The 1,448-nt window shown below is 60.4% G+C and carries 2 protein-coding genes; both read right to left on the minus strand.

Features of this window, described 5'->3' with window-relative positions:
• On the minus strand, positions 1-120 hold a 120-nt coding region (locus C0617_RS15440; protein ID WP_291317948.1), incomplete at its 3' end, for a GTP-binding protein.
• Between the two features lie 21 nt (positions 121-141).
• The coding region (fusA, locus tag C0617_RS15445; protein ID WP_291317935.1) for an elongation factor G at positions 142-1,448 on the minus strand (1,307 nt) is incomplete at its 5' end.

Below are 1,448 nucleotides of genomic sequence, written 5' to 3' on the forward strand. Positions count from 1 at the left end.
GCCGGCCTCGGCCAGCACCTTGGTGATGGCTGCGGTCAGGGTCGTCTTGCCATGGTCAACGTGACCGATGGTCCCTATGTTGACGTGGGGCTTTGTTCTTTCGAATTTTTCCTTGGCCATGAAACTGCCCTCCTTAGCGACTTAGCCTTTGACCTTGGCGATAATTTCTTCCGCGATGGCCTTGGGCACCTGCTCATAGTGGTCGAAAACCATGGTATAGGTGGCACGGCCCTGGGTGGCGCTGCGCAGGTCGGTTGCGTACCCGAACATGCTCGACAGCGGCACATGGGCATTGATCACCTGGGCGATACCCCGCGCTTCCATCCCCATGACCTTGCCTCGACGACTGCTGAGGTCGCCCATAACATCGCCCATGTATTCCTCGGGGACAACGACCTCCACGGCCATCATCGGCTCCAGCAGAACCGCGCCAGCCTTGGCGACACCGGCCTTGAACCCCATGGAACCGGCGATCTTGAAGGCCATTTCCGAAGAGTCGACATCATGGTATGAGCCGTCGTAGCAGGCAACCTTGACATCCACGAGGGGGAACCCGGCAACAACGCCGTTCTCGGCGGCTTCCTTTGCTCCGGCGCCAACCGCAGGGATATATTCCTTGGGAATAACACCCCCCTTGATCTCGTCGGTGAACTCGAAACCGCCGCCGGGCTCGAGGGGCTCGCTACGCAACCAGCAATCGCCGTACTGCCCGCGACCGCCCGACTGGCGAACAAACTTGCCCTGGACTTCGACCTTGCGGGTAATGGTCTCACGATAGGCGACCTGAGGTGCACCAATGTTGGCCTCGACCTTGAATTCACGCTTCATGCGGTCGATGATGACCTCCAGGTGCAACTCACCCATGCCGGAGAGGATGGTCTGTCCCGTCTCCTCGTCGGTGCGGCAACGCAGGGAAGGATCTTCCTGAAGCAGCTTGCCGAGAGCGATCCCCATCTTTTCCTGGTCGCCCTTGGTCTTGGGCTCCACGGCGATGTGAATAACCGGCTCGGGGAACTCCATGGCCTCGAGGAGGCAGGCCCCCTTGTCACTGCAAAGAGTGTCGCCGGTCGTCGTGCTCTTCAGCCCGACAGCGGCGGCGATGTCGCCGGCGTAGACCTGCTTGATCTCCTCGCGCTTGTTTGCGTGCATCTTGAGAAGACGCCCGAAACGCTCCTTCTTGCCCTTGGTGGCGTTGAGCACCGTGGAACCGGACTCGGCCACCCCGGAGTAGACCCGGAAGAAGGCCAACTGCCCGACAAAGGGGTCAGTCATGATCTTGAAGGCGAGCGCAGAGAACGGACCGTCATCGTCTGCCGGACGAGTAATTTCCTCGCCGCTATGGGCATCAAGACCCTTGATGGCGGGAACGTCGGTGGGAGCCGGCATGTAATCAATGACAGCGTCGAGAAGAGGCTGCACCCCCTTGTTCTTGAAGGCACTGCCGCACA

The organism is Desulfuromonas sp. (assembly GCF_002868845.1).
Classification (GTDB): Bacteria; Desulfobacterota; Desulfuromonadia; order Desulfuromonadales; family BM501; genus BM501.